Origin of the sequence: Planococcus halotolerans (genome assembly GCF_003289955.1) — a bacterium.
GTDB lineage: Bacteria > Bacillota > Bacilli > Bacillales_A > Planococcaceae > Planococcus > Planococcus halotolerans.
On the sequence record NZ_QLZR01000005.1, the window covers coordinates 96,873 to 122,667 of the forward strand.

The following is a 25,795-nucleotide window of genomic DNA, read 5'->3' on the forward strand; positions in this document are numbered from 1 at the left end:
GCCACTCAATTCCCCCTTTTATTAGCATGCGAAACAAAAAATTACTGGTATTAAAGACTCAGAATGTTACAATGGTGTGGAAGGGGGAGATAAGATGTCAGATTTAACTTATCAAATCATAGCGCTAATTATTTACCTCATCGCTATGTTATTCATCGGATGGTATGCGTATCGCAAGACCGTCAACTTATCAGATTACATGCTCGGAGGACGTGGCCTTGGCCCATCCGTAGCCGCACTCAGCGCAGGAGCATCCGACATGTCGGGCTGGTTGTTAATGGGACTTCCTGGTGCCATTTACGTCGGCGGTCTAGTGGAAGTTTGGATTGCAATCGGATTAACGATTGGTGCCTATTTAAACTGGTATTTTGTAGCACCGCGTTTGCGTGTCTACTCACTCGTAACGAAAGACTCCATTACGATTCCAAGTTTCTTGGAAAATCGCTTGAGAGATTCTTCACGATTATTAAGAATTGTTTCAGGTATTATTATTCTGATCTTTTTCACGTTTTACGTGTCTTCAGGAATGGTGGCAGGTGGAGTATTCTTCGAAAGCTCATTCGGGCTAAGCTACCAAATGGGTATGCTGATTGTAGCTGGAGTAGTTGTAGCCTACACTCTATTCGGAGGATTCCTTGCGGTCAGCTATACTGACTTTGTTCAAGGTGTCATGATGTTCCTTGCGTTGATCGCGGTTCCGACTATCGGGATTTTCGTGACCGGCGGTCTTGGTGAAACAGCAGACAGTATCCGTGCTGTTGACCCGACTTTGCTTAACTTTACAACAGGTGCTTCAGCAATCGGTATCATCTCTGCTGTAGCGTGGGGCCTTGGTTACTTCGGTCAGCCTCATATCATTGTCCGTTTTATGGCAATCAAAACATTGGGAGAAGTGCGTCAGGCACGCCGCATCGGTATTGGCTGGATGATTATAAGCCTTCTGGGTGCAACTGCAACTGCTCTCATTGGTATCGCGTACTTCCAGCAGAATCCTGGTGTAACATTGACTGATCCTGAGGCAATATTTATCGCACTCGGACAAATTCTGTTCCACCCGCTTATTGCGGGACTTATGCTTGCGGCAGTATTGGCTGCTATCATGAGTACGATTTCATCCCAATTGCTGGTAAGTTCTTCAGCGTTGGTGGAAGATTTGTACAAGATCGCTTTCAAGAAGAAAATTTCTGATACAATCGTGGTCAATCTTGGCCGTGCAGGCGTATTGCTGGTCGCTATTGTGGCAGCTCTTCTTGCGTGGGAAAGAAATGCTACAATTCTTGACTTGGTTGCTTACGCTTGGGCAGGTTTCGGTGCCGCATTCGGTCCGCTGATCCTGTTGTCATTATTCTGGCGTAAATTTACAAGCATGGGAGCACTTGCCGGCATGATCGTCGGTGCTGCTACTGTAATCATTTGGGATTCAATCGGAACAGCTGAAGGAGATGCAGGCGCAACAGCGACTACTAACTTCCTCGGCAGTGTCTATGAAATCATCCCAGGATTTATCCTGTGTCTTCTTGTAGCTTGGTTGGTAAGTCTAGTTACTTACAAACCGAATACAGAAATTGAGACAGAATTTGATGAAACAGTACGTTTGATCAAAGAAGATAAGTAAGCAGAAAAGCGACGGTGCCCGTTAAGCTCTGAAAGGCATAAGACAGACCAGCGTAGTGGCCTAGGTCGCGCAGCTGGGTTGGCTTATGACCCGAAGAGCTGGGCCACCGGAGTCTGGACAAAGAAAAGCGACGGCGCCCGTTAAGCTGGGCCGCGTCTGAACAAAGAAAAAGCTCAACCCTTCCGTGTGGATAGGGTTGAGCTTTTTCATTTGGCTTAAACTTGTTTATTTTTGTTGATCTTTTCGTGCTTCTCTTTCCATCTTCTTAAACTGGCGTATATCCGATTTGCGGATGGGCGGTGTTTCAGTGCGCAATAGCTTAACAAATGACCATACCATCATCAGCAGCAGGACGGTGAACGGCAGAGCCGAAATCAAGGATGCGGTCTGCAAAGCTTCAAGTCCGCCAGAGTAAAGCAGGACCGCGGCAATCGAGGCCATCAGCACACCCCAGATGATTTTAAATGCGGTCGGTGGATTCAGACTGCCGAAACTCGTCATGCTTGCCAGAATGTACGTGGCAGAGTCGGCAGAAGTGACCAGGAATGTGAAAATCAATAGGATTGCCAGAACTGACATAATTGTCGTTAAAGGCAATACGTCAAAAGTCTGGAATAAAGCCGAAGTGAGATCGTTATTAACCGCTTCCGCAATACCGGTGCCGTTGTTCAAATCATAGAATAATGCTGTTCCGCCAAAGACAGCAATCCACACACAGGCGATTGCCGGCGGGATGACCAATACGCCGAGAACAAATTCGCGGATTGTCCGTCCACGGGAAACGCGGGCGACAAAGGCACCGACAAATGGCGACCATGCAATTGCCCAAGCCCAATAGAAGACGGTCCAACCGCGAACCCATTCTCCGCCTGCATATGGTTCCATGCGCAGGCTGTATTGCACAAAGTTTGTAACATAATCGCCGAGCGCCAATGTGAAAGTTTCCATAATAAAGACGGTCGGTCCCGCAAAGAATACAAATACCATCAGGACCAGGGCCAATCCGAGATTCAGGTTGCTTAAGTAAGCGATCCCTTTATGTAGTCCGGTGGAAGACGATAATGTATAAGCGGCGAACATGACGCCAATGATGATCAATTGGATGGTGAATGAATTCCCGATGCCAAAGACTGCATTCAAACCGCCGTTCATCTGCAATACGCCAAGACCCAGCGAAGTTGCAATCCCCATGACAGTGGCAATTACAGCCAAAGAATCAATCGAATGTTTCACCAATGGTTTTGAACCGGTTACGGGCTCGAGTGCGGTCGATACCAGCCCGGATTTTTTCTTTCGGAATTGCAGGAATCCGATGACCAGACCTACAATTGCGAAGACTGACCACTGGCTGACTCCCCAATGAAAGAATGAGTATCCCATTGCAATGCGGGCTGCTTCGGGTGTTTGTGCTTCATTGCCGAAAGGAGTGGTAAAGAAGTGGCTCATCGGCTCAGCTACGCCCCAAAATACGAGGCCCGCACCAAACCCGGCTGAGAACAACATGCCGATCCAGGTGAAGAAAGGGAATTCGGGGCGGTCAGTGTCTGCACCGAGACGAATGCCACCATATTTACTGATGGATATGAAGATGAGGAATAGGGTAATGATAAATACGGCGAGCAGGTAGAACCAACCAAAATTATCGGTTGTGAAACTGAATAAGGTGTCCGATACTGACTTAAATTGCTCGTTAGCCAAGGCTCCGAGTACGACAAGCAGCAGGATGACGAGTGTTGATACGATGAAAACGGGATTAATCCATAATTTTTTGTCCATGATGACCTCCTGTTTTAATATGCAGTTATTTTTCTATATACCCTAGACTACCGAAAATAACCCGTGAAGACTACCGATAGGGGGAAGTTTGGTAGAATTAAATTGAAAAGTTTGAAAAGATAAAGTAGAGAACAGCTTGATGAATCTGAAGAAAAGGAAGTGGAATCCATGAAGTTCGATCACGTCATACATTTTATAGAAGAAACTCCTGAACAAGTGGTGGAGTTCTGGGGACAGCAAAATCTGCATGCAGTTATAGGAGGGCGCCACGAAAACTGGGGGACACGTAACGCCTTGTGGTATGGCAAGGATAGTTATATCGAATGGCTGTCACTGGAGAATCGGCAAATCGCTGAGTCTGCCTCCCATCCTTTGACGCAGTTATTACTGCTCAATGGACCGGGATTCGGGACCGTTTGTTGTCGCGTGGAATCCATTGATCAATTAGAGGAGCGCTTAACGTCGGAAGGTTTTCAGACAAGCGGAATCCTGGACGGCAGCCGCCGGACTGCTGGAGGAAAGCTGATCGAGTGGAAAATGCTGTTCATCAACGAGGATTTCTCGGAACGCTTGCCGAACCCATTCTTTATTGAATGGAGTGAAACTAATGAAGAGCGGTATGAAGGGCTTAAGGCAGATGGAGCTATTAAGGCGGCCGATGAAAACAGAACTTTGGAACGCTGCGTATTTGGGGTGGAGGATGTGGAAGCAACGGGCAGAAGGTGGAAGGCTATTCTTGGCGGCAGCTTGCAGTTGCCAAATTGTGAAATAGAGTTCAGGAAACAGACGGGCCAAAAAGAGCGATTGGAAGAAGTTTATTTTCGAAATGGCAAAGAACGGGTATTGTATCAAAAAGGCATTTACATGATTTGATGGCTTGAATTTAAAGGTCTGTCGCCCCTGTGATAAGATGGAGAGAATAGAGTCAGCCTTGTGAAGCGGCTGAAAAGGAGACGGTGCATATGGATACATTGATTGAAAAAGCGGTGCTTGTCGGCGTACAGCTCCAGAAAGACTCCCATTTCGATTACGAAATGGATGAACTGAAAAATCTGGCGGAAGCCTGCAACGTCGAAGTGCTTGGTGAAATCACTCAAAACCTCGAACGCGTCAATCCTTCCCATTATGTCGGGACAGGGAAAGTGGACGAACTAAAAGCTTTTTATGAAGAAACAGAAGCCAATCTGATCATTTTCAATGATGAGCTATCGCCTTCGCAGATACGGAATCTTGAGGAAGACCTGGAATGCAAAGTCATCGACCGGACGATGCTGATCCTTGATATTTTCTCTCGTCGTGCGAAAACGCGAGAAGCGCAGGTGCAGGTTGAATTGGCTCAATTGCAATACATGATGCCAAGACTGGTTGGACTTCGGGCTTCACTCGGCCGCCAAGGGGGCAGCAGCAGCGGCGGAGTCGCAAACCGTGGTGCCGGTGAAACGAAACTCGAACTCGATCGCCGGAAAATCGAAGACCAGATTTCCAAATTGCATAAAGAACTTGAACATATCAAAGACCAGCGGACAACCCAGCGCAAGCAGCGCACGAAAAAAGGCATGCCGGTCGTGTCGCTTGTCGGATATACCAATGCCGGAAAATCTACCGTCATGAACGAATTGCTGAAAAAGACAGGGCAGCAGGAAGAAAAGCAAGTTTTCGAAAAAGATATGCTGTTTGCTACATTGGAAACTTCTGTGCGCCAGATTTTGCTGGCAGACAATAAAAGTTTCCTCCTTACCGACACGGTAGGATTTGTCAGCAAATTGCCGCATCACTTGGTCCGTGCGTTCCGCTCGACTCTTGAAGAAGCGCGTAACTCAGATCTGCTTCTTCATGTCGTCGATGTGTCACACGAAGAATATCGCCATATGATGGATGTCACCAACCGGACGCTCCATGAAGTTGGTGTGGAGAATGTTCCCACGATCTATGTGTACAATAAATCAGATCTTGCCGGTATCCCGCATCCAAGAACAAATGGGGATGGCCTGTGGATTTCTGCGAAAAACGATAAAGGACTGGATGAACTGCTTGCGATGGTCAAACAACGCATCTTCGCAGACTATGTCACTTGCCGGATGGTCATTCCATTTGACCGCGGGGACATCGTGGGCTACCTGAATGAAACAGCCACTATCCGGGAAACGGAGTATGAAGAAGAAGGCACTTCGCTGCGGGTGGAACTGAGCCGGGCGGATTACGACCGTTACCAGGAATTTGTTGTAGGTAAATAACGAAAAGCAGGCTTCCACGCGGAAGCCTGCTTTTGTTTTGGGGCTTATTTGTAAATATGCCCAACTTCTATTCGAATATGCCCAACTTTCATGTAAATACGCCCGACTTTACCCGGAATACGCCCAACTTCGAAGGAAATACGCCCAACTCGTAAAAAAGCGCGCCCGGAAGGACCGGTCGCGCTTTCGCTTTTCGTTATTGTCTAGACTCCGGCGACCCAGCTCTTCGGGTCATAAGCCGGCCCAGCTGCCGCGGCAAAAAACGCCACTCTGCTGATCCGTCTAACCCCTTATTGCTCCTGCATTGCTCCTGCATTGCTCCTGCATCGCTGCGCTAGCTTCGTCGCAAAGAGATGTCCCAAATTCCATTTGGTCCATCTCTTGCCTTACAGAGCTAACCGGGTGCCGTCGCTTTTCTTGTCCAGACTCCACCGGCCAACTCCTCGGACTTAAGCTGCCCTTCCTGTGCGGCAAAGTACGCCGCTTCGGAAGTTCATCTTAAGCCTGTCGGAGCTTAACGGCCGTTTCCGCTTTTCTTAATTACTGCTGGAATTGGATGCGATGCAGGTTCGCAAAGATGCCGTCGTGTTCAAGAAGTTCGCTGTATCCGCCTTGTTCCGCGATGCCGTCTTCGGTTACAACGATGACGCGGTCTGCGTCGCGTATTGTCGCCAGCCTATGGGCGATGATCAATGTGGTGCGGTTTTCCGCGAGTTCGGAAAGAGCTTCCTGGATGACGCGTTCGGTTTCCGTATCAAGCGCGGAAGTCGCTTCATCCAAAATCAGGATCGGCGGATTTTTCAGGAACATACGCGCAATGGCGAGCCGTTGCTTCTGGCCGCCTGATAATTTCAGGCCACGTTCACCGATTTGGGTTTCATAGCCATCCGGCAATTTATTGACGAAGTCTTCAAGGTGGGCTTTTCGGGCTGCGGCAAGAATCTCTTCATCACTCGCACCTTGCCTGCCATATGCGATATTCTCGCGGATTGTACCCGTGAACAGGAAAACGTCCTGCTGCACGATGCCGATATGGGAGCGCAACGAATGCTTGGTCATGTCCCGGATGTCGATGCCGTCGATGGCGATTGAACCTTGCTGGATGTCATAAAAACGTGGGATCAATGAACAAATGGTTGTCTTGCCGGCGCCAGATGGACCGACAAAAGCGATTGTTTCGCCTGCACGGAGATTCAAATCGATTCCATTCAGCACTTTCTTGTGTTCATCATAACCGAAATGGACATTGTCGAAAGTGATATTGCCCTGCAAACCGGTAATTGGCTGGGCGCCTTTCTTATCGACGATATCGGGATCCTGGTCAATCAGTTCGCGGAAGCGGCTGAAGCCGGCCATTCCTTTCGGATACAATTCAAGTAATGCGCTAATTTTATCAATCGGTTTGATCAGCACATTCAGGAACAGCACGAAACTGACCAGTTCCCCGTAGCTTAATTCGTTTTGGTAATTCAGCCATGCACCGTAAACAAGGACGATCAATGTTAAAAGACGCGTCATCATATAGATGCTGGAATGAGTGGCGGCCATCACTTTATAAGCAACAAGCTTGGCAAGGCGGAAACTGCCGTTGTCTTTTTTGAAACGGTTGATTTCAAATTCTTCATTGGTGAAAGATTGCACGACACGCGCGCCGGAAACGCTGTCTTCCACACGGCCGTTGACGTCGGCGATTTTTCCGTACATATTGCTCCATGCTGAATTCATCTTGATGTTGCAATAAGTGATCAGCCAAACCAGGAATGGCACGACAATCAGTGTGACGAGCGCCAGTTTTGGATTGATCCAGAACATGATGCCGAATGCGCCGAAGAACGTCATGATGGCAATGAAAAAATCTTCCGGGCCATGATGGGCCAGTTCGCCGATATCAAATAAATCATTGGTGATGCGGCTCATGATATGGCCGGTTTTTATATTGTCGAAAAAGCGGAAAGACTGCCGCTGCACATGAGTGAAAAGTTCCTCGCGCATGTCGGTTTCAATGTTGATGCCGAGCTTATGCCCAAGAAAACTGACGATATATTGGAGAAACGTACTGAGCAGGAACACGGCCAGCAAAAGAATGCTTACAGTAACGATGGTACTCCATTCACCGCTCGGCAATAATTCATCGATAAAATATTGAACGGCTACCGGAAACGCCAATTCCAATATCGCGACGATGACAGCGCTTGAGAAATCGACGATAAACAGACGTTTATGCGGTTTATAGTACTTGAAAAAATGTTTTAAATTCAAAAAATTCACCTCTTGTGTTTATTGGACAGAACGGCTGATGCCGGTACTGATTGCAGTAAGATTTTTTCCCACAAAGAAAAGTATAGTCCAAAAAAGGAAAATAAACGATTGAAATTTCGGAAATAGAATTATTTAATGAAACTTCTTGAGAATTGCTTCGTATTATTCAGTAACACAGAAATTGGAAAGGATGAGCGATTTGAAGAAATGGATAGCTTACATGGGAGCCGGAGCCATTGCCTTGACCTTGGCGGGATGCGGAGAATCGGCGGAACCGTCGGAGGAAACAGATCCAAAGGAAACAAGTGATCTGACGCTGGAAGAGCTGTTTGCGAAAACGACTGCAGCATCTGAAGAAGCGAAAAGTTTCCATATGGACATGGTGACAAACCAGACGATGGTTATGGGGCCTGAAATGGATATGGACATGAAAATGGATATCTCAATGGATATGACTGTCGAGCCATTGGCATTTTATCAAAAAGCCCAATCCTCTTTTATATCTGAAGGCATGGAAGACATGCCGCCCATGGAAACGGAAATGTACTATACAGCTGATGGCCTCTATAGTTACGACCCAATGATGGATATGTGGGTTAAACTGCCGGCGGATGAGATGGAAGATTTGGAAGCATTGATGATGATGGAGCAGCAGTCAGGCGATCTGGCTGGTCAATTTGAACAGCTGGAAGCTTTTCAGGATGATTTCACTTTCGAACAGACGGGTGATGAATTTGTTCTGACACTGGATGCAGCGGGAGAAGAATACGAAAAATTGATCTCTGAAGAAATGGGCCAGATGCTTGGCGAGCTGGATGTCGAAGCGCAGGAAATCATGGACGGAATGACCATCAATAAAATCTATTACGAGATTTTCATCGATAAAGAAACTTTCCAGCCTAATACGATTAATATGACAATGGATTTTGACATGGAAATGGAAGGCGAATCCGTGAATATCCAAAGCGATATGCAGGCGGAGTACAGCAATTTCAATGGAATCGATACTATTACTGTACCGGCAGAAGTAATTGAGAATGCCGAAGAAATGAATGGCTACTAAGAAAACGGTTCAAATGGCCGCGTATTCCACCCTAAACGGTGGAGCACGCGGTTTCTTTATTGCACCCCATTTGTGGCAAAAGAACGACAAATGTGTTTTTTCTCATCTAAATGAAAATAATTCTCATTTAATCGTTGACACCTAATTTCCAACTGCTATACTTAAATTTGTGAGAGAGTGATAATGATTATCACTATCATAATCAGTCAAGTAAGTTTTTATTGGAAACGGATGAGGGTCAGTCATGAAAAAAAGATATTTAATACCAGCATTATTCATACTGTCTGTCATTTCGCTGTTTGTCGGAGTTAGCAGTATCAGTCCATTAGATCTGCTGGATTTCCAGTCGGAAGAAACACAGATTTTCCTGATCAGCCGTCTGCCAAGGCTGGTAGCCATATTGCTGGCGGGTGCAGGTATGAGTATGGCAGGACTCATCATGCAGCAATTGAGCCGCAATAAATTTGTGTCGCCAACGACAGCAGGTACACTCGATGCTACAAGGCTTGGGATTCTCGTTTCAATGCTCATGTTCGCTAATGCGTCCATGATTGAGAAAATGGCTGTAGCTTTCGTATTTGCTTTAGCGGGTACATTCCTGTTTATGCAAATTCTCAACCGCATCAAATTCAAAGATGCGATTTTCATTCCTTTGGTCGGTTTGATGTTCGGGAATATCCTTTCTTCCATTACAACGTTTTTCGCATACCGCGCGGATGTTATCCAGAACATGTCCGCCTGGCTGCAGGGAGATTTTTCGATGGTCATGAAAGGGAGCTACGAGCTGCTTTACATCAGTGTTCCGGTGTTTATCATCGCTTATCTGTACGCCAACCGCTTTACGGTTGCCGGCATGGGTGAGGATTTCTCGAAGAACTTGGGACTGAAATACCGCAGCATCGTCAACATCGGCTTGACACTTGTTGCGCTGATTACAGCGACAGTCGTTTTGACAGTAGGCGTCATCCCGTTTCTCGGGTTGATCATCCCGAATATCGTCTCAATTTTCAAAGGAGACCATTTACAGAAAACATTGCCGCATACAGCGATGCTTGGAGCCATATTCTTGCTGCTGTGCGATATTCTAGGAAGAGTTTTGATTTACCCGTATGAAATTTCCATCAGCCTGATGGTCGGTGTCATCGGAAGCTTCATCTTCCTCTTCTTACTGTTTAGGAGGAAGGCGTATGCGTGATTTACATAAGATGCTCATACTTGTGGCCTTGGCTCTGGCCGCTTGTGGAGTTTATCTCTTCCATGACCTGAACGGAAGTTTCGATTATGCACTGCCGAGACGCGGCATTAAAGTGTTCGCCATGGTGCTGACAGGAATAGCGATTGCTTATGCAACAGTGGTTTTCCAGACCATAACGCATAACCGGATCCTGACGCCGAGCATCATGGGACTCGACTCGCTGTATATGCTGCTCCAGACTTTGCTGATCTTCTTCCTTGGATCCGATCACATCAGCATTATGAACAGACAAGTCAATTTCATCTTATCAATAGCGGCCATGGTCATTTTCGCTTTATTGTTCTATCATTTCCTATTTAAAAAAGGAAATCAGCCGATTTACTTCCTATTATTAATCGGCATCATTTTCGGTACGTTTTTCGGAAGCATTTCGACCTTCCTGCAAGTATTGATCGACCCCAATGAATTCCAGATTGTCCAGGACCAGATGTTCGCGAGTTTCAATAATGTCAATTCGGACCTGGTCTGGCTTTCACTAATTGTAATCGTTGTGCTGATCGCATTTGCATGGAAGCATAACGCGTCACTCGATGTGCTGTCGCTCGGACGGGACACGGCGTTGAACCTGGGAGTCAATTATGATTCACTTGTCCGCTATATGCTTATCCTTTCCGCGGTTTTAATCGCTGTTGCCACAGCACTTGTTGGTCCGATTACATTCTTCGGCCTGATTGTGGCGAACCTGTCCTACCAGTTTTTCAAATCCTATAAACATTCAGTGTTGCTGCTTGGTGCCATTGTCATCAGTGTTCTGGCCTTGGTCGGCGGACAATGGGTAGTGGAGAGGCTCTTCACTTTCAACACGACGCTCAGCGTCATCATCAACTTCATCGGTGGAATTTACTTCATCTATCTACTATTAAAGGAGAGTCGGGCTAAATGATCCAAGTACGTGAATTGAGCAAGCTTTACGGAAAAAAACAAGTCGTGGAAAATGTCACTGTTGATATCCAAAGGGGCCAGATCACGTCTTTCATCGGCCCGAACGGAGCCGGGAAATCGACGCTTTTATCAATGGTCAGCCGGCTTCTAGATGCGGACACCGGTGAAGTGCTGATCGATTCGACGAACACGAAAAAAATGAAATCCAATGAATTATCAAAACGGGTATCGATTTTGAAACAGTCGAATTTCATGAATGTGCGGTTGACAATTCGCGAATTGGTTTCATTTGGACGTTTTCCTTATTCCAAGGGACGCTTGAATGATGAAGATGAAAAAATGGTGGATCAGGCAATTGCCTACATGGATTTGGCTGAAATGGAGCATGCCTATCTGGATGAACTGTCCGGAGGCCAGCGCCAACGTGCATTTATTGCCATGGTCATTGCCCAGGATACGGATTATGTGCTTCTTGATGAGCCATTGAACAACCTGGATATGAAACATTCAGTACAAATCATGAAAATTCTGCGCCGCCTTGTTGATGAGCTTGGCAAGACTGTCATCATCGTTTTGCACGACATCAATTTCGCTTCGGTCTATTCGGACCGGATTGTCGCATTGAAAAACGGCCGTGTCGTAAAAGACGGGCCGACAGAAGAAATTATTCAAAGTGCAGCATTAAAAGAAATCTACGATATGGATATTCCGATTCAGCAGATGAACAATTGCCGAATTTGCGTGTATTTCAATTCTTAAAAAAGAGGAGCTCGACGAAAAATGAAAAAATTATTATTGATTGCATTCACATTAATGATGGTTGCTTTCCTTGCAGCATGTGGCGCGGACGAAGAAGCGACAGATTCAAAAACAGCTGCGGCAGACACGAAAGAAGCCAGCACTGAAACGATAACAGTTACTCACGAACTTGGCGAAACGACTTTTGACAAAAATCCTGAAAAAGTAGTCGTATTCGACTTCGGTATTCTTGATTCGATGGATAAACTGGGCATCGAAGCTGTAGCAGGTGTGCCGCAAGCAAACATGCCTTCATATCTTGAAAAATTCGCTGACGCTGAAAAGTATGAAAATGTCGGTACTTTGAAAGAAGCCGATTTTGAAGCGATCCATGCGATGAAACCGGATCTTATCATCATCTCTGGCCGTCAGGCTGCTATGTATGAAGAGTTTTCTGATATCGCTCCAACAGTTCACCTGGGTGTGGATACAACGAAATACATGGAGTCTTTTGAAAGCAATATGAACACTCTTGGTGAAATCTTCGGTAAAGAAGATGAAGTAAAAGAAGAGCTGGCTGCAATTGAAACCCAAATCGAAGATGTTAAAGCAAGTGCAACAGACGAAAAAGCCCTAATCGTTTTGGCGAATGAAGGCAAAATAAGTGCATACGGAGCGGCTTCACGTTTCGGAATCATCCATGATGTTTTCGGTGTAAAACAAGCGGATGAAGGCATTGAAGCTTCTACTCACGGACAAAGCATTTCGTTTGAATACATCCTGGAAACAAACCCGGATATGATGTTTGTTGTCGACCGCAACGCTGCAGTCGGTACGGATGCAAGTGCGAAAGACTCTCTTGAAAATGAATTGGTGCAAAAAACAACTGCTTATAAAGAAGATAAAATCATCTACCTTGACCCGGATTACTGGTACCTGTCTGGTGGCGGACTGCAATCTGTCAGCGAAATGGTTAAAGAAATCCAATCTGCATTCGAATAAGAGCGAACAATACTCAGCGGGCTGCTTACCGCTGAGTATTGTTTTAACTGTCGATATTACACAACACAGTTCAAAATAATTTAGGGTATATATTCGAATAGGGGGATATAAAAATGTTCGTGCAAATGAAAACTTTTGTTGTAAAAGAAGGAACTTCGCAGATTGTGTTAGGTCGTTTTGCGGGGCAGAACAAATTGGCGGAACAGCCTGGGTTTATTGACCGTACCATTCTGAAAAAGGATGTCCGCCGCGGTGACGAAGAAGTGATTCTTTATGTCCGCTGGGAATCCAAAGAGGACTGGAAGAATTGGGAGAAGCATCCTGACCATATCGCTGGCCATAAAGCGAAAATCGGGAAACCGAAACCTGATCACATTATCGAAGTCACTCAGAACACTTTCCACGTGCATGAATAAGCAAGCGAATGAAGCAGAAGGCGAACTGGATTTCCGGTTCGCTTTTTTGTTTCATTAAATGAAGCAGAAGTCCTTCTATGATAAACTGAATATACTGAAGAAAGAGGGTGAAGGCTATCAAACGTCTATTCTATGCACTGGGAATGGCGACTTTGATCGGTTTTTTTGCAATCTTGACAAGTTATACGAACGAAGGATTTCTGGAGCTTGATCTGCGTACGATGGAATGGCTTCATGGCAATGTCTTTCTGGATGCATTATCGATTTTCGGTGAACGGTGGATGATCTTCGTTGTCAGTTTGGGCTTGATGGTTTTCCTTTGGCTCAAAAGGGAGAATTACAGGGGCATGTTTTTTGTGTTTTTGACAGTCGGAGCCGGTAATGGTCTGAATGAACTGATGGAGTACTTTTTTGTAAATGAAAGACCGGATCTTCCGAGGGGACTGGAAACTTTCGGTTTTCCATCAAGTCATGCCATGGTCGGGTTATTATTCTTCTTCACTCTGGCTTACTTCCTGACGGATCATATGGCGTCCAAATATGCCCGCTGGCTGATCTGGCTGCTTACAGTAATTATGGTGGCATTAGTTGGACTGTCACGGGTGGCAGGCGGCGAACATTTCTTTTCGGATGTATTGGCGGGCTGGTTTGCAGGTTACTCCTGGTTTGTGGCGGTTGCTGTCTGGTACGAAATGAGGGAATATTTTCTCAGGAAACGACATCAAAACATAGAAAGAGGATGACCGCTGAGCGGACATCCTCTTTCTATGTTTTTAAGATTTTGAGGTTGCTGAAGCTTCGCCTAATTGGTTGAGGCGGTTGGCAAAAGAATCTCCAGTACCGGAAGACCCCTGCAAAACTTCGTCCATTGAATATGCTTGTGATCCGTGTTCTGCGAAATCCAAGCCGCTTTCTTCTTCTTCAGCAGAAACACGCAGAGGAACAAAAAGGCTGATGGCTCCAAGTACAAGTCCTGTTGCAATAGAAGTCCAAGCGACTACTGCGAGAACGCCTACAGTTTGAATACCGAGAATTTCCGGGCCGCCACCATACAGCAAGCCTCCTGAAGTATCAAACAACCCGATTGCAATCGTTCCCCAAATTCCGGCGATTCCGTGGACTGAGATGGCGCCGACCGGATCGTCGACACGGATTTTTGAATCCAGTAAACGAATGGCTTCGGTCATAATGACACCAGCCGCCAGACCGATTACAATGGCGCCGATAAATGAAACATTCGCTGCGCCGGCTGTAATTCCGACAAGCCCTGCAAGTGCGCCGTTCAATGTCAATGAAGGATCGATTTGTCCATATTTTAAGCGAGTATAGCCTGCGGTTGCAAGAACGCCGGCAGAAGCTGCCAATAAAGTGTTGGCAATCACTGAAGGAACCAGCTCCGGATCGGCTGCCAGTGTACTGCCGCCGTTAAATCCGAACCATCCAAGCCACAGGATGAAAACTCCCAATGCGCCGAGCGGAATATTATGCCCTGGAATTGAGTTGACAATCTTTCCATTATATTTGCCGATACGAGGGCCGATTTTCCAGGCTGCAACAAATGCTGCAACGGCCCCAGTCAAATGAACGACAGTTGAACCGGCAAAATCGATAAAGCCAAGTCCGGCCAGCCAGCCATCCGCCCAGATCCAATGTCCGACGACTGGATAAATGACTGCGGTGATAGCGACAGTCAATAAAATATATGCCGACAGATTCACCCGTTCTGCAACGGCCCCAGAAACGATAGTTGCGCAAGTTGCCGCGAAAACTGCCTGGAAGACGAAGAACGCGATGTCTGCGTCACCTAAAAGCGCAAATCCTTGTGTACCGATCATGCCGAAAGCTGATGGTCCAAACATAAGAGCAAATCCGACGATAAAATAAAGAATAGAACCTAACGATATAGTAATGATATTTTTCATTAAAATATTCAATGTATTTTTTGAACGTGTAAATCCTGATTCTACCATGGCAAACCCGGCATGCATGAAAAAGACAAGCATAGCGCCGAGCATAATCCATATCATATCAACTGAGCCTTGTACTGCTTCCATCCAATCTCCTCCTTATCCGACCGCGACATCGCCGCGCTCTTTCGTTCTGATTCTGATTGCTTCTTCTACAGCGAAAATGAAAATCTTTCCGTCTCCAACTTCTCCGGTTGCCGCATAGTCCAGAAGAGCTTCTATGATCGCTTCCACTTTCGAATCTTCTACCACCATCTCTAACTTTAATTTTGGTGAAAACTCCATTTTATAAGTATTCCCTCGGAACATGCCGATTCGCCCTTCTTGTTTGCCTATTCCTGCAATTTCCGTAACACTTAACCCGTCAATGCCTTCAAGAGCTAAAGCTTGTCGAACGTCACCGAAAACGGACGGACGGATAATAGTCTCAATCTTTTTCATACTCTTCCTCCTATGATGTTAGATTTTCTAACATGAAATAATGTTAGGTTTCTTAACATAATAAATAAAATTTTCAGATAATGCAAGCATTTTTTGAAATCAATGTTATAAAAGTTAACATTTCATAAATGTTATACTTATTTTGAGGTGATTTTATGTATAAAATCAGTGAGGAACTTGTGGCATTAGGATTAAAGCGTATAGAAGGATTTTCAGTGGAAGGATTTGTGCGGGGTAGCGGTCCTTTGGAGCCGGCAGTCATGCTTGTCGGTGAAGCACCGGGAGAAAATGAATTGGAAACTGGAATTCCTTTCACCGGCAGAGCAGGGAAAGAATTAATGGAATCCCTGGCAAGTGTCGGGCTTAGCCGTGAAGATGTGTATATAACGAGTGCTGTAAGAAGCCGGCCGTATAAATGGGGGGTTAAGAAAAAGCGGAACGGAGAAACGGTGGAAAGAAAATATAACCGTGCGCCGACAAAAAAAGAGATTATCGCCCATGCTCCGATTCTTGATGCAGAAATAAAGGATATCAGGCCGCCGCTGATCGTTACTTTGGGCAACGTTGGATTACAGCGGCTGATTGGCCCGCAGGCAAAAGTGACGGAACTGCATGGTGTGTTGCTGGAAACCCCTGTATTGACATGGGACGAAGAGGCAGGGATGTTCAAAGAAACTGAAGAGAATTACCATATCTTCCCGACTTTTCATCCGGCCAGTGTTTTTTATAATCCTCCGGTACGTTATTTAAAAGAGGATGATTGGCGGAAATTGGGCGAAATCCTGAAGATGAAAAGGTGAACGAATAATCGAATATCTTTCTTTGTTGAAAAAAGTTGCACTAAGGAAACTTTAAGGATACAATAACGATATTCAGCAAGAGTGGAAGGAAGTCATGGGATATGGACAGTGCAGTCTTATTTGCTTTGGGGCTCACGCTATTTGCCGGTTTAGCCACCGGTATCGGCAGTTTGCTGGCGTTTTTTGCTTCACGGACCAATACTAAATTTTTATCCGTTTCTTTAGGATTTTCAGCAGGTGTAATGATATATGTTTCTATGATTGAGATTTTCTTCAAAGCAAAAGATTCGCTAACCGGGGCTCATGGTGAAAGTATGGGGTATTGGCTGACGCTCGCCGGCTTTTTCGGCGGAATGGTTTTTATGGCCGCTTTGGACCGTGTCTTGCCTCAGCTCGGGAATCCACATGAAGTTAAGACGATTGAGGATATGGATACGGGGCCGACCAACGATGAATATGCCAGATTGCGGAAAATGGGCATCTTTACAGCGCTTGCCATCGGAATCCACAATTTTCCGGAAGGAATCGCTACATTCATGTCGGCGATCCAGGACCCGGCGCTCGGTATCGCGATTGCAATTGCGGTGGCCATCCATAATATTCCGGAAGGCATTGCGGTTTCCGTGCCGATTTATTATGCGTCCGGCAGCCGAAAAAAAGCTTTGCTTTACAGTGTTCTTTCGGGGATTTCAGAACCGATTGGCGCAATCGCCGCCTGGCTGTTCCTGATGCCGTTTTTGAGTGATACACTTTTTGGCATCGTCTTTGCGTCGGTAGCCGGAATTATGGTCTTTATTTCATTGGATGAATTATTGCCTGCCGCCAAACGCTATGACGAAGCGCATTTATCGATTTATGGTTTGGTAGCCGGTATGGCAGTGATGGCTGTTAGCCTTGTATTAGTGACATAATTGAACTCCGGCGCTTTCGTCTCCTTTTTAAAAGGGGCGGAAGCGTTTTTCCTTTTGCGCAGCTTCTTGCTTGAAAAAAGCATGCTTGTGCCAATTAATCCTTACGAGTATAGTAATAAGGTGTAAAGACACCAAGTGGAATGCTTAGGACAAGGAGAATGCAGATGTCTACAATTACTGATAATGAAAAAAATACTGCGCCGATTACACGTAATCGGCTGTTATGGGTCGCCGGTCTCGGCTGGCTGTTCGATGCGATGGATGTTGGGATTTTATCCTTCATCATCGCAGCGCTTCAGCAGGATTGGAATCTGACGACAGATCAAATGGGTTGGATAGGAAGCATCAATTCCATCGGGATGGCTGTTGGCGCATTCGTATTCGGAATTTATGCGGACCGTGTGGGAAGAAAGAAAATATTCATCATTACGCTGCTGTTGTTTTCATTGGCGAGCGGTGTCTCTGCCTTTACCACAACACTGGCGGCGTTCATGATTTTGCGCTTTTTCGTCGGAATGGGGCTCGGTGGGGAATTGCCTGTGGCTTCGACACTTGTTTCGGAAAGTGTGCCAGCGAAAGAGCGCGGGCGCGTTGTTGTCTTACTTGAAAGTTTTTGGGCTGCCGGCTGGCTGCTCGCGGCAATCATCTCTTATTTTGTTATTCCCGCATCAGAATACGGCTGGCGCATTGCCTTATTGATCACCGCATTGCCGGCTCTTTACGCACTTTATCTGCGGATCAATCTGCCGGATTCGCCGCAGTTTACAGCGAAGAAAAATGTTCTTCGTTCTGTATCAGTGAATATTAAAGATGTGTGGTCGAAAAAATATGCCAAAGCGACTTTAATGCTTTGGATCGTCTGGTTTATGGTCGTCTTTTCTTATTATGGAATGTTCCTGTGGCTGCCGAGTGTCATGGTGTTAAAAGGTTTTACGCTGATCAAGAGTTTCCAGTATGTGCTGATCATGACATTGGCTCAGCTTCCGGGTTATTTCACAGCAGCCTGGCTCATTGAAAAGATTGGCCGCAAATTTGTGCTTGTTACTTATCTCTTCGGTACTGCAGCAAGTGCGCTCGCTTTCGGAAACGCGGAGTCGCTTGCGATGCTGATTACAGCAGGGGCGTTCCTGTCATTCTTCAATCTTGGAGCATGGGGAGCGCTGTATGCCTATTCACCTGAACAGTATCCTACTGTCATCAGAGGGACAGGTACAGGGATGGCCGCATCGTTCGGCCGCATCGGCGGTATTTTCGGACCGCTTCTCGTCGGCTTCATGCTGACGGCAGGCTTTGGTGTCAACGTGATTTTCGCTGTGTTCTGTGCAGCCATTATCATAGGTGCACTGTCTGTGGCTTTTCTCGGCACCGAAACAAAGCAGAAAGAATTGGAATAAAAAATCTCAAGTGCTGCCGGCAGTTTTCTAATTGCCGGCAGCTATTTTTAAATTTTTTATGGAAATAAGCAGGAAAAACAGAGGCAATAGCCAATAGTTAGTAGATGAATTCATTAGAAAAGAGAGTGGAATTATGGAATGGAAAGTATATGAGGATCCCAATGCCTTTGGTGACAGGATAGAGGCGCTGCTATATAAAAATGAAGACAGAAACAGTCTGTTTCTCGGAATACTCAACCAAATAAGAAATGGGCGCTATGAAGATTATTATTTGGCTTTGGCTGAAGAAGGCAGTGAAGTGCTGGCAGCGGCTTTGATGACGCCGCCCCATCCGCTGCAATTCATCATCTTCGAAGAAAAACAGGAATTGGCTGAGGGGCTTGCCGGGCATCTGAAAAAGAGTGGGTTGGAAATTTCAGGTATAATCGGTGACAAAGAGACGGCCCGCAAGTTTGCGGAGGTCTGGGCAGCGGAAATGGGTAAGGAAATTGAGCTTCATATGGATGAAGGTCTTTACCGGATCGATGCTGTGACAAAAGGGCTCGAGAAAAGCCCTGGAACCTGGCGGGTCGCCAACAAGCGGGATGCAGAGTTGTTGGAAGAATGGTATCTCCTGTTTGAAAAGGACACGGGGATTGGCGCATCCAGCCATAAGGAAGCTGTGGCGAAAATTGAGCAATTCCTGGACGATAAGGAAATTTACGTCTGGGAAGTACAAGGGGAAGTGGTTTCCTGCATGAAAAAATCCCGTCCTTCGAAACACGGAATTTCTGTAGGATTTGTGTTCACTCCTGAGAAACACAGGAAGAAAGGCTACGCGCGAACATTGGTGGCGGAAGTGACAGAAGAATTGCTGCTGGAATTCGACTTCGTCGTGCTGTATACCGATTTAAAAAATCCGACGTCCAATAAGATTTATATTGAAATCGGTTATGAACAAATAGCCAATCCAGTGTATCTTAAGTTTGTTTAGGATTGGAAATTAATCTGAATAATGGTAAAATACACACATCAATGTAAACGAGGTGACGGGTGGACGATGAAATAAATTCCTTTTTCTGAGCAACTGAAGTTTTTTCAGCTTGAAAGAAATAGGATTCGTCTGCCCAATTTTTAGTTAATCAGCTTTAATGCAGTTTATTTGGGTTGCCGAATTCTTCCGAAAATCAATCGGGGGAATTTTTTTTATTTCTCCGAAATGGGAGAGATTGATATGGCCATCATAGGAAAATTAAACAAAATGACAATAAGGGTTAAAGAGCGGGTTATTGTGGGAGAAGCAAAAGCGTCTATCCACGAACAAGCAAGAATCGCCGTGATTGGTGCAAACGGTTCAGGGAAAACCAGCCTCCTGGAGGCGATAGCACGGGGGGATCAAGGAATTCATTGGATAGGCAATGCCCCTGAAATTATTTATATGGAACAGGAAGCCAGGAATCTTGATGCAACAAGTGCCGAGCGGGAAACAAGAATGCTGGAAAGGATGTGGCGTATTCCGGGAGACCGGATGAAATTGAGTGGCGGCGAAACGATGAAGCTGCGGCTCGCGCGGGTGCTGTCCCAGGTTGCCGATGTTTACCTGCTCGATGAACCGACCAACCATTTGGATGCGGAGAGTCTGGGATTATTGGCAGAAGAAATTGGGAGGATTGATGGAACAGTGATTTTTGTTTCGCACGACCGCCACTTCATAGACCAGGTGGCGACGCATGTGTGGGAAATTGAAGATGCTGTTTTGACCGAGTATGAAGGTGATTACTCTGTCTCCAGAACTGAAAAAGAGCATCAGCGGCATACGCAGAAACGCAAGTACGACAAGCAGCAGGCGAAAATTGCGCAAGTGGAAAACCAGATAGCCAAATTGCAGTCATGGTCTGACAAAGCTCATGCCGATTCTACAAAGAAAGATGGCGCAAAAGAGTATTTCCGCATGAAAGCGAAGAAAAAGGACGTTCAGATCCGCAGCAAAAGACAGCGTCTTCAAGCGGAACTGGATCAGGAGCGTGTAGCGGAGCCGAAAGAAGAACTGCAGATTTCATTCGATATCAACGATGCTGCAAAAAAAGGCCGCAGAGTCATTGGATTAAAAAATGTACGTAAAAGTTTTGGCGGCAGAGTGTTGTTCGAGGATGCAACTTTCACTATTCAGCACGGGGAACGGGTCGGCTTGCTCGGCGCTAATGGCAGCGGAAAATCGACGTTCTTAAAAATAGTGCTCGGCATGATGGAGTGCGAAGGCAACGTCTGGTTGAGCGGTGGCATGAAAATCGGCTATTTAAGCCAGGAAGTCTTTGACTTGCCGGAAGAAAAAACCCCTTCTGAAATATTCTTGGCTGAAAGCTACGAAGAAACGGGGAAAATCCGTAATTTAATGGATCATCTCGGTTTTGAAAAAATACACTGGGACCAGCAGATTTTGAATATGAGCATGGGGGAACGCGTCAAACTGAAGCTGATGGAATTTATGCTGTCAGAATGTAATGTGCTGCTGCTTGATGAACCGACCAATCACTTGGATTTGCCGTCCAGGGAAGAGCTGGAGCGCACGCTGCAATTTTTTGATGGAACAATGCTGATTGCGACACATGACCGTTACTTCATGGAAAAACTAAGCGGGAAATTACTTGTTTTTGAAGGAGGCAGCCTGACTAAATATGAAGGTGGCTATTCAGATTGGATGGAGCGCGATGCTGCGGCGGAGCGGCTCGATTTATTGCAGCTCGAGAGGGAAAGGCAGGAAGTGCTCGGGAAACTGAGCTTCCTGAAACCAATGGACAAGGAGTATGGCTCATTAGACCAGCGATTTAAAGAATTGAGTGCTTCTATTAAAATGATAGAAACGGAAAAAATATAATTTAAAAAGCGGCTGCAGCCATGCAGCCGCTTTTTGATTAACTAAATTTAATTGCGGAAAATTTTTGTGGAGAATAATGGTTAATAAGGACGTTTTTCAAAAACTCATGGCATACTGTGAAAACAAATAGGGTAATGGAAAAGGTAGTAGGAAAGATACAGGAAGGGGCGGATGCTATGATCCGTTTTGAACAAGTGACAAAGCGATTTCAAGACGGGACAGAAGCTTTGAAAGATGTCTCGGTGGTTTTCCCGACCCATAAACTGACGGCCGTCATTGGTCCGAGTGGCTGCGGGAAAACGACATTGATGCGTATGGTCAATAAACTGGAAACACCGACTGCAGGTGATATATTCATCGATGAAAAGTCGATAACCGGACTTGATGAAGTTCAGCTGCGCCGTTCAATTGGCTACGTCATCCAGCGGATCGGCCTGTTCCCTCATATGACGATAGAAGATAATGTTTCACTTGTGCCGCGTTTACTGGAATGGCCCAAGGACCGCACGGCAAAAAGAGTGGAAGAATTATTGGAGCTTGTCGGGCTGGAACCGGAGATCTACAAAGAGCGCTACCCGCTGGAGTTGAGCGGCGGACAGCAGCAACGTGTAGGGGTTGTGCGGGCTTTGGCCGGAAATCCGAATATCATCCTTATGGATGAGCCCTTTTCTGCGCTGGATCCAATCAGCCGGGAGCAGTTGCAGGATGACCTGCGGAATCTGCAGCAGGAAATCCAAAAAACAATTGTATTTGTTACACATGATATGGATGAAGCGCTGAAAATAGCGGACAGGGTTGTCGTGATGCGCGATGGAAAAATCGAACAGGTCGGTTCGCCGCAGGAATTGATCAGTGAGCCGGCGAATGAGTTTGTACGCAGTTTTATCGGCCCCAGTCGCATCAACCGGCAACGCTCATTCGGAGAACGAAAACTGAAGGAATTCATTTCGATTTTCACCGGTGAACCGATGGGAGATGCGTTGCAGGTTTCCGGGGAAACGAAAATTGATGATGCTTTTTCTAAGTTGGAAACAAGCGGCCACTCCTATTTGCGAATAGTGGATGGCGACAGGATATTAGCTTATGCCAGTGATCGTGATCTGGTAAAAGCGGCTCTCCGGAAAGAGGAGGGTGAAAAAGTATGAGAAACTTTTTTGATACTTTGGTCAGCCGCCAGGACATGATTCAAGATGCTTTTTTGGAACATATCTACTTATCTTTTGTAGCTGTGGCAATCGGTATAGCTATTGCTTTGCCGACGGGCATTATCATAGCGCGCTACCGTCGTTACGCGGAACCGGTCATTGGCGTAACAGCCATATTTCAAACTATACCTAGTCTCGCGTTATTCGGTTTTTTGGTGCCAATTCTCGGAATCGGTTCACCAACAGCTTTAATTGCACTTATCATATACGCTTTATTGCCGATTCTTCGAAATACATACACCGGCATCACAGGTGTTGACGGCTCGACTATCGAAGCGGGACGCGGAATGGGAATGACGCGTACCCAAATACTGAGGCAAATCGAATTGCCGCTGGCGCTTCCTTTCATCATGGCAGGAATTCGGACGGCTACCGTTCTGACTGTCGGAATCGCAACGCTGGCCACGTTTGTAGGTGCTGGCGGACTGGGGGATATCATTTACCGCGGTCTCCAATCCTATAATAATGCATTGGTTCTTGCCGGTGCTTTGCCAGTGGCGCTACTCGCGATCGGCTTCGATTTGATCCTGAAATGGATTGAGAAAAGGGCGACGCCGAAAGGTTTGAAAAACTAAGAGGGGGAATGAAGGATGAAAAAGAAAGCAATTGGTGTTTTAGCAACATCGGCCTTGATCTTGGCGGGCTGCGGCTCGACAGGCGGAGAAGAATCGGAACCGATCGTCATCGGCGGTAAGCCGTGGACGGAACAGTACATTCTTCCGCATATTTTGGGGCAATATATAGAAGCGAATTCCGATTACACTGTTGAATATGAAGATGGTCTTGGGGAAGTGTCCATCTTGACTCCTGCACTGGAGCAAGGGGATATTGACCTTTATGTCGAATATACCGGAACTGGCCTGAAAGATGTTTTGAAGCAGGAATCGGAGCCAGGCCAATCATCGGAAGAAGTCTTGCAGCGCGTACGTGAAGGTTATGAGGAAGAGTTAAATGCTACGTGGCTTGAACCCCTTGGTTTCGAAAACGGCTATACCCTGGCCTATTCGAAGGACAGCGGCTATGATGCCGAGACTTATTCTGATCTTGCAGAAATATCCCAAACGGAGGATATGAGTTTTGGTGCACCGCATCCATTCTATGAACGTCAAGGAGACGGCTACGATGATTTGATTGCTACTTATCCATTTGAATTTTCAGCAACTGACAGTTTTGATCCCGCAATCATGTACGAAGCTGTGAATAACGGCGAAGTGGATGTCATCCCGGCATTTACAACAGACAGCCGAATCGGGTTGTTCGATCTGGAGACGACAGAAGACGACCTTTCATTCTTCCCGAAGTATGATGCTGCACCAGTAGTGCGCTTGGAGGCTTTGGAACAATATCCAGAGCTTGAAAGTTTGCTCAATGAACTTGCGGGGCAGATCAGTGAAGAAGAAATGCTTGCGATGAATGCGCGTGTCGATATAGACCAGGATCAGCCGCAGGATATAGCGAGAGACTTTCTGATTGAAAAAGGGTTGATAGAAGAATAAAAACTAAGTATGCGATGAATTAAAGATATAACATAGATAACGCTTTGGCGCTATGGACAAAGCTCCCACAATAAGCCGAGAAGACTACTCGTCTTATTGCTCCGCTCAGCGCGAGCCCCTAGGCAAGCGCAGCTGTTTTGCGGAATATCAACTACTATAGATTATTAATTCAACTTATATAGAAAAAAGATAAACAGATCCCGCAAACTGCTTGCGGGATTTTTATATGGTCTCAAAGCAGGAATTCGAGTACAATTAAATTGAATGAATAGTCATTCAATTTAGAGTGATTAAAATAGTCGACGATAAATAATGATGGGGTGGATAGATATGCGGGAAGTGGTAATTGTTGAAGGGGTACGAACGGCAGTGGGACGAAGAAAAGGGTCTTTTTCAGAAACGCGTCCGGATGAACTGGCAGCTTTGGTTCTGGATGAGCTGGTGGAGCGGGCAGGCGTCGGAAAAGGTGATGTGGAAGACGTCATCCTGGGCTGTGTCTCTCAATCAGGTGAACAGGGTGGGAATATCGCCCGGACAGCTGCGTTGATTGCCGGTTTTCCGGATTATGTACCAGGCGTAACCATTGACCGCCAATGCGGATCGAGCCAGCAGGCAATTCATTTCGGAGCGCAGGCAATTCTTGCGGGAGACATGGATATTGTTATCGCGGGCGGTGTCGAAAGTATGACGCGGGTGCCTATGTTTTCGAATATGCAGGGCGCTAAGCCAAGTCCCAAGCTGACTGAGCAATACGAAATCATCAACCAGGGGCTGTCGGCGGAACGCATCGCTGAAAAATGGGGATTCAACCGTCAGCAATTGGATGAATTCGCGCTACAGAGCCATATACGGGCAATTGATGCCATCAGTTCCGGCCGATATGACAAGGAAATTGTCGGTGTCGAAGTGAAAGATGAAAACGGCGAAAAACGCTTGGTTGATAAAGATGAAGGGCCACGGCCAGAAACATCCATGGAAGTTCTTGGCGGCCTGAAAACAGTGTTTGATGAAAATGGCGTCATAACAGCAGGAAACGCCAGCCAGATGAGTGACGGGGCATCAGCTGTCTTATTGATGTCGCGTGAAAAAGCGGATGAACTGGGGCTGAAGCCGAAAGCGCGCATTATTGCCCGCGCAGTTGTCGGCTCAGATCCGACCTTGATGCTCACTGGCCCGATAGCCGCTACCAAAAAAGTGCTGGCGAAAGCGGGTCTTGCGATTGAGGACATGAACCGCTATGAAGTAAATGAAGCATTTGCGCCTGTTCCGCTGGCATGGCTCCAGGATATCGGAGCAGACCCTGAAAAATTGAATGTCAACGGCGGGGCGATTGCGCTTGGGCATCCGCTTGGTGCTACCGGCACGAAATTGATGGTTTCTTTATTGCATGAATTGGAGCGCAGCGGCGGACGCTTCGGACTGCTCGCAATCTGTGAAGGAATGGGTATGGCAAACGCGACAATCATTGAACGACTATAAAAAGTTCG

General features: G+C 46.3%; 23 protein-coding genes. 19 read left to right on the forward strand and 4 right to left on the reverse strand.

All coding sequences use genetic code 11. The annotated features are described in order from the left end of the window. Positions 1–94: 94 nt before the first annotated feature. A complete protein-coding gene (putP, locus tag DP120_RS12870) occupies positions 95–1,615 on the forward strand; it encodes a sodium/proline symporter PutP (RefSeq protein ID WP_112224083.1) in 1,521 nt (506 codons plus the stop codon). Positions 1,616–1,840: 225 nt separating this feature from the next. On the opposite strand, the gene DP120_RS12875 is transcribed toward putP, so the two are convergent. Beyond that, a complete protein-coding gene (locus tag DP120_RS12875) occupies positions 1,841–3,391 on the reverse strand; it encodes a BCCT family transporter (RefSeq protein ID WP_112224084.1) in 1,551 nt (516 codons plus the stop codon). Between the two features lie 168 nt (positions 3,392–3,559). Between DP120_RS12875 and DP120_RS12880 the strand changes: the two genes are divergently transcribed. Together DP120_RS12880 and hflX are read left to right on the forward strand one after the other, a co-directional pair. After that, the gene (locus DP120_RS12880; protein WP_112224085.1) at positions 3,560–4,264 is read left to right on the forward strand and encodes a VOC family protein; all 705 of its coding nucleotides are present in this window, start codon (positions 3,560–3,562) and stop codon (positions 4,262–4,264) included. 89 nt (positions 4,265–4,353) lie between these two features. Then, positions 4,354–5,625 (forward strand): GTPase HflX, encoded by a 1,272-nt coding sequence (gene hflX, locus DP120_RS12885; RefSeq protein ID WP_112224086.1) that lies wholly within the window; start codon positions 4,354–4,356, stop codon positions 5,623–5,625. A gap of 540 nt (positions 5,626–6,165) precedes the next feature. On the opposite strand, the gene DP120_RS12890 is transcribed toward hflX, so the two are convergent. Then, positions 6,166–7,884 (reverse strand): ABC transporter ATP-binding protein, encoded by a 1,719-nt coding sequence (locus tag DP120_RS12890; RefSeq protein WP_112224087.1) that lies wholly within the window; start codon positions 7,882–7,884, stop codon positions 6,166–6,168. Positions 7,885–8,083: 199 nt separating this feature from the next. Between DP120_RS12890 and DP120_RS12895 the strand changes: the two genes are divergently transcribed. From DP120_RS12895 to DP120_RS12925, 7 genes are all read left to right on the forward strand, one after another. Further along, entirely contained in the window at positions 8,084–8,947 is an 864-nt protein-coding gene (locus DP120_RS12895; protein WP_112224088.1) for a DUF6612 family protein, read from the forward strand. A gap of 244 nt (positions 8,948–9,191) precedes the next feature. After that, positions 9,192–10,142, forward strand: a complete 951-nt coding sequence (locus tag DP120_RS12900; protein ID WP_112224089.1) for an ABC transporter permease — start codon at positions 9,192–9,194, stop codon at positions 10,140–10,142. Continuing rightward, complete coding sequence (locus DP120_RS12905; RefSeq protein ID WP_112224090.1) at positions 10,135–11,085, forward strand: iron chelate uptake ABC transporter family permease subunit; 951 nt, start codon at positions 10,135–10,137, stop codon at positions 11,083–11,085. Before DP120_RS12900 ends, DP120_RS12905 begins: the two co-directional genes overlap by 8 nt. Continuing rightward, the gene (locus tag DP120_RS12910) at positions 11,082–11,843 is read left to right on the forward strand and encodes an iron ABC transporter ATP-binding protein (protein WP_112224091.1); all 762 of its coding nucleotides are present in this window, start codon (positions 11,082–11,084) and stop codon (positions 11,841–11,843) included. The genes DP120_RS12905 and DP120_RS12910 overlap by 4 nt, the downstream gene beginning before the upstream one ends. Before the next feature lie 21 nt (positions 11,844–11,864). Further along, positions 11,865–12,824 (forward strand): siderophore ABC transporter substrate-binding protein, encoded by a 960-nt coding sequence (locus DP120_RS12915; protein WP_112224092.1) that lies wholly within the window; start codon positions 11,865–11,867, stop codon positions 12,822–12,824. 113 nt (positions 12,825–12,937) lie between these two features. Beyond that, positions 12,938–13,240 carry an antibiotic biosynthesis monooxygenase family protein gene (locus DP120_RS12920; protein WP_112224093.1) on the forward strand — a complete coding sequence of 101 codons (303 nt, stop codon included), beginning with the start codon at positions 12,938–12,940 and terminating at the stop codon, positions 13,238–13,240. A 107-nt stretch (positions 13,241–13,347) separates the two neighbouring features. Then, positions 13,348–13,983: a phosphatase PAP2 family protein gene (locus DP120_RS12925; protein WP_112224094.1), complete on the forward strand. Its 636-nt coding sequence runs from the start codon at positions 13,348–13,350 to the stop codon at positions 13,981–13,983. A gap of 30 nt (positions 13,984–14,013) precedes the next feature. Here DP120_RS12925 and DP120_RS12930 read toward each other — a convergent pair whose 3' ends face one another. Further along, a complete protein-coding gene (locus DP120_RS12930) occupies positions 14,014–15,294 on the reverse strand; it encodes an ammonium transporter (protein WP_112224095.1) in 1,281 nt (426 codons plus the stop codon). Between the two features lie 12 nt (positions 15,295–15,306). After that, on the reverse strand, positions 15,307–15,648 hold the full coding sequence (locus DP120_RS12935) for a P-II family nitrogen regulator (RefSeq protein ID WP_112224096.1): 342 nt from the start codon (positions 15,646–15,648) through the stop codon (positions 15,307–15,309). A gap of 155 nt (positions 15,649–15,803) precedes the next feature. On the opposite strand from DP120_RS12935, the gene DP120_RS12940 reads away from it, so the two are divergent. From DP120_RS12940 to DP120_RS12980, 9 genes are all read left to right on the forward strand, one after another. Beyond that, positions 15,804–16,448, forward strand: coding sequence for a uracil-DNA glycosylase (locus DP120_RS12940; RefSeq protein ID WP_112224097.1), 645 nt, complete (start codon positions 15,804–15,806; stop codon positions 16,446–16,448). Between the two features lie 101 nt (positions 16,449–16,549). Continuing rightward, a complete protein-coding gene (gene zupT / locus DP120_RS12945) occupies positions 16,550–17,359 on the forward strand; it encodes a zinc transporter ZupT (RefSeq protein WP_112224098.1) in 810 nt (269 codons plus the stop codon). Positions 17,360–17,523: 164 nt separating this feature from the next. Further along, complete coding sequence (locus DP120_RS12950) at positions 17,524–18,753, forward strand: MFS transporter (protein ID WP_112224099.1); 1,230 nt, start codon at positions 17,524–17,526, stop codon at positions 18,751–18,753. A 133-nt stretch (positions 18,754–18,886) separates the two neighbouring features. After that, positions 18,887–19,726, forward strand: coding sequence for a GNAT family N-acetyltransferase (locus tag DP120_RS12955; protein ID WP_112224100.1), 840 nt, complete (start codon positions 18,887–18,889; stop codon positions 19,724–19,726). Positions 19,727–19,966: 240 nt separating this feature from the next. Then, positions 19,967–21,607 carry a ribosomal protection-like ABC-F family protein gene (gene abc-f / locus DP120_RS12960; protein WP_165843800.1) on the forward strand — a complete coding sequence of 547 codons (1,641 nt, stop codon included), beginning with the start codon at positions 19,967–19,969 and terminating at the stop codon, positions 21,605–21,607. Between the two features lie 176 nt (positions 21,608–21,783). Continuing rightward, entirely contained in the window at positions 21,784–22,752 is a 969-nt protein-coding gene (locus DP120_RS12965) for an ABC transporter ATP-binding protein (protein ID WP_112224102.1), read from the forward strand. Next, positions 22,749–23,387, forward strand: a complete 639-nt coding sequence (locus DP120_RS12970) for an ABC transporter permease (RefSeq protein WP_112224103.1) — start codon at positions 22,749–22,751, stop codon at positions 23,385–23,387. Before DP120_RS12965 ends, DP120_RS12970 begins: the two co-directional genes overlap by 4 nt. Before the next feature lie 15 nt (positions 23,388–23,402). Continuing rightward, positions 23,403–24,308: a glycine betaine ABC transporter substrate-binding protein gene (locus tag DP120_RS12975; protein ID WP_112224104.1), complete on the forward strand. Its 906-nt coding sequence runs from the start codon at positions 23,403–23,405 to the stop codon at positions 24,306–24,308. A 330-nt stretch (positions 24,309–24,638) separates the two neighbouring features. Beyond that, positions 24,639–25,787, forward strand: a complete 1,149-nt coding sequence (locus DP120_RS12980; protein WP_112224105.1) for a thiolase family protein — start codon at positions 24,639–24,641, stop codon at positions 25,785–25,787. Positions 25,788–25,795 lie beyond the last annotated feature (8 nt).

Excerpts from the sequence above, each read along its gene's own strand:
- DP120_RS12900 (WP_112224089.1), top strand. The coding sequence starts at position 9,192 with ATGAAAAAAAGATATTTAATACCAGCATTATTCATACTGTCTGTCATT.
- zupT (WP_112224098.1), top strand. The coding sequence starts at position 16,550 with ATGGACAGTGCAGTCTTATTTGCTTTGGGGCTCACGCTATTTGCCGGT.
- DP120_RS12955 (WP_112224100.1), top strand. The coding sequence starts at position 18,887 with ATGGAATGGAAAGTATATGAGGATCCCAATGCCTTTGGTGACAGGATA.
- DP120_RS12875 (WP_112224084.1), bottom strand. The coding sequence starts at position 3,391 with ATGGACAAAAAATTATGGATTAATCCCGTTTTCATCGTATCAACACTC.
- DP120_RS12915 (WP_112224092.1), top strand. The coding sequence starts at position 11,865 with ATGAAAAAATTATTATTGATTGCATTCACATTAATGATGGTTGCTTTC.
- DP120_RS12950 (WP_112224099.1), top strand. The coding sequence starts at position 17,524 with ATGTCTACAATTACTGATAATGAAAAAAATACTGCGCCGATTACACGT.
- DP120_RS12940 (WP_112224097.1), top strand. The coding sequence starts at position 15,804 with ATGTATAAAATCAGTGAGGAACTTGTGGCATTAGGATTAAAGCGTATA.
- DP120_RS12910 (WP_112224091.1), top strand. The coding sequence starts at position 11,082 with ATGATCCAAGTACGTGAATTGAGCAAGCTTTACGGAAAAAAACAAGTC.
- DP120_RS12965 (WP_112224102.1), top strand. The coding sequence starts at position 21,784 with ATGATCCGTTTTGAACAAGTGACAAAGCGATTTCAAGACGGGACAGAA.
- DP120_RS12935 (WP_112224096.1), bottom strand. The coding sequence starts at position 15,648 with ATGAAAAAGATTGAGACTATTATCCGTCCGTCCGTTTTCGGTGACGTT.
- abc-f (WP_165843800.1), top strand. The coding sequence starts at position 19,967 with ATGGCCATCATAGGAAAATTAAACAAAATGACAATAAGGGTTAAAGAG.
- hflX (WP_112224086.1), top strand. The coding sequence starts at position 4,354 with ATGGATACATTGATTGAAAAAGCGGTGCTTGTCGGCGTACAGCTCCAG.
- DP120_RS12975 (WP_112224104.1), top strand. The coding sequence starts at position 23,403 with ATGAAAAAGAAAGCAATTGGTGTTTTAGCAACATCGGCCTTGATCTTG.
- DP120_RS12980 (WP_112224105.1), top strand. The coding sequence starts at position 24,639 with ATGCGGGAAGTGGTAATTGTTGAAGGGGTACGAACGGCAGTGGGACGA.
- DP120_RS12920 (WP_112224093.1), top strand. The coding sequence starts at position 12,938 with ATGTTCGTGCAAATGAAAACTTTTGTTGTAAAAGAAGGAACTTCGCAG.
- putP (WP_112224083.1), top strand. The coding sequence starts at position 95 with ATGTCAGATTTAACTTATCAAATCATAGCGCTAATTATTTACCTCATC.
- DP120_RS12880 (WP_112224085.1), top strand. The coding sequence starts at position 3,560 with ATGAAGTTCGATCACGTCATACATTTTATAGAAGAAACTCCTGAACAA.
- DP120_RS12905 (WP_112224090.1), top strand. The coding sequence starts at position 10,135 with ATGCGTGATTTACATAAGATGCTCATACTTGTGGCCTTGGCTCTGGCC.
- DP120_RS12970 (WP_112224103.1), top strand. The coding sequence starts at position 22,749 with ATGAGAAACTTTTTTGATACTTTGGTCAGCCGCCAGGACATGATTCAA.
- DP120_RS12930 (WP_112224095.1), bottom strand. The coding sequence starts at position 15,294 with ATGGAAGCAGTACAAGGCTCAGTTGATATGATATGGATTATGCTCGGC.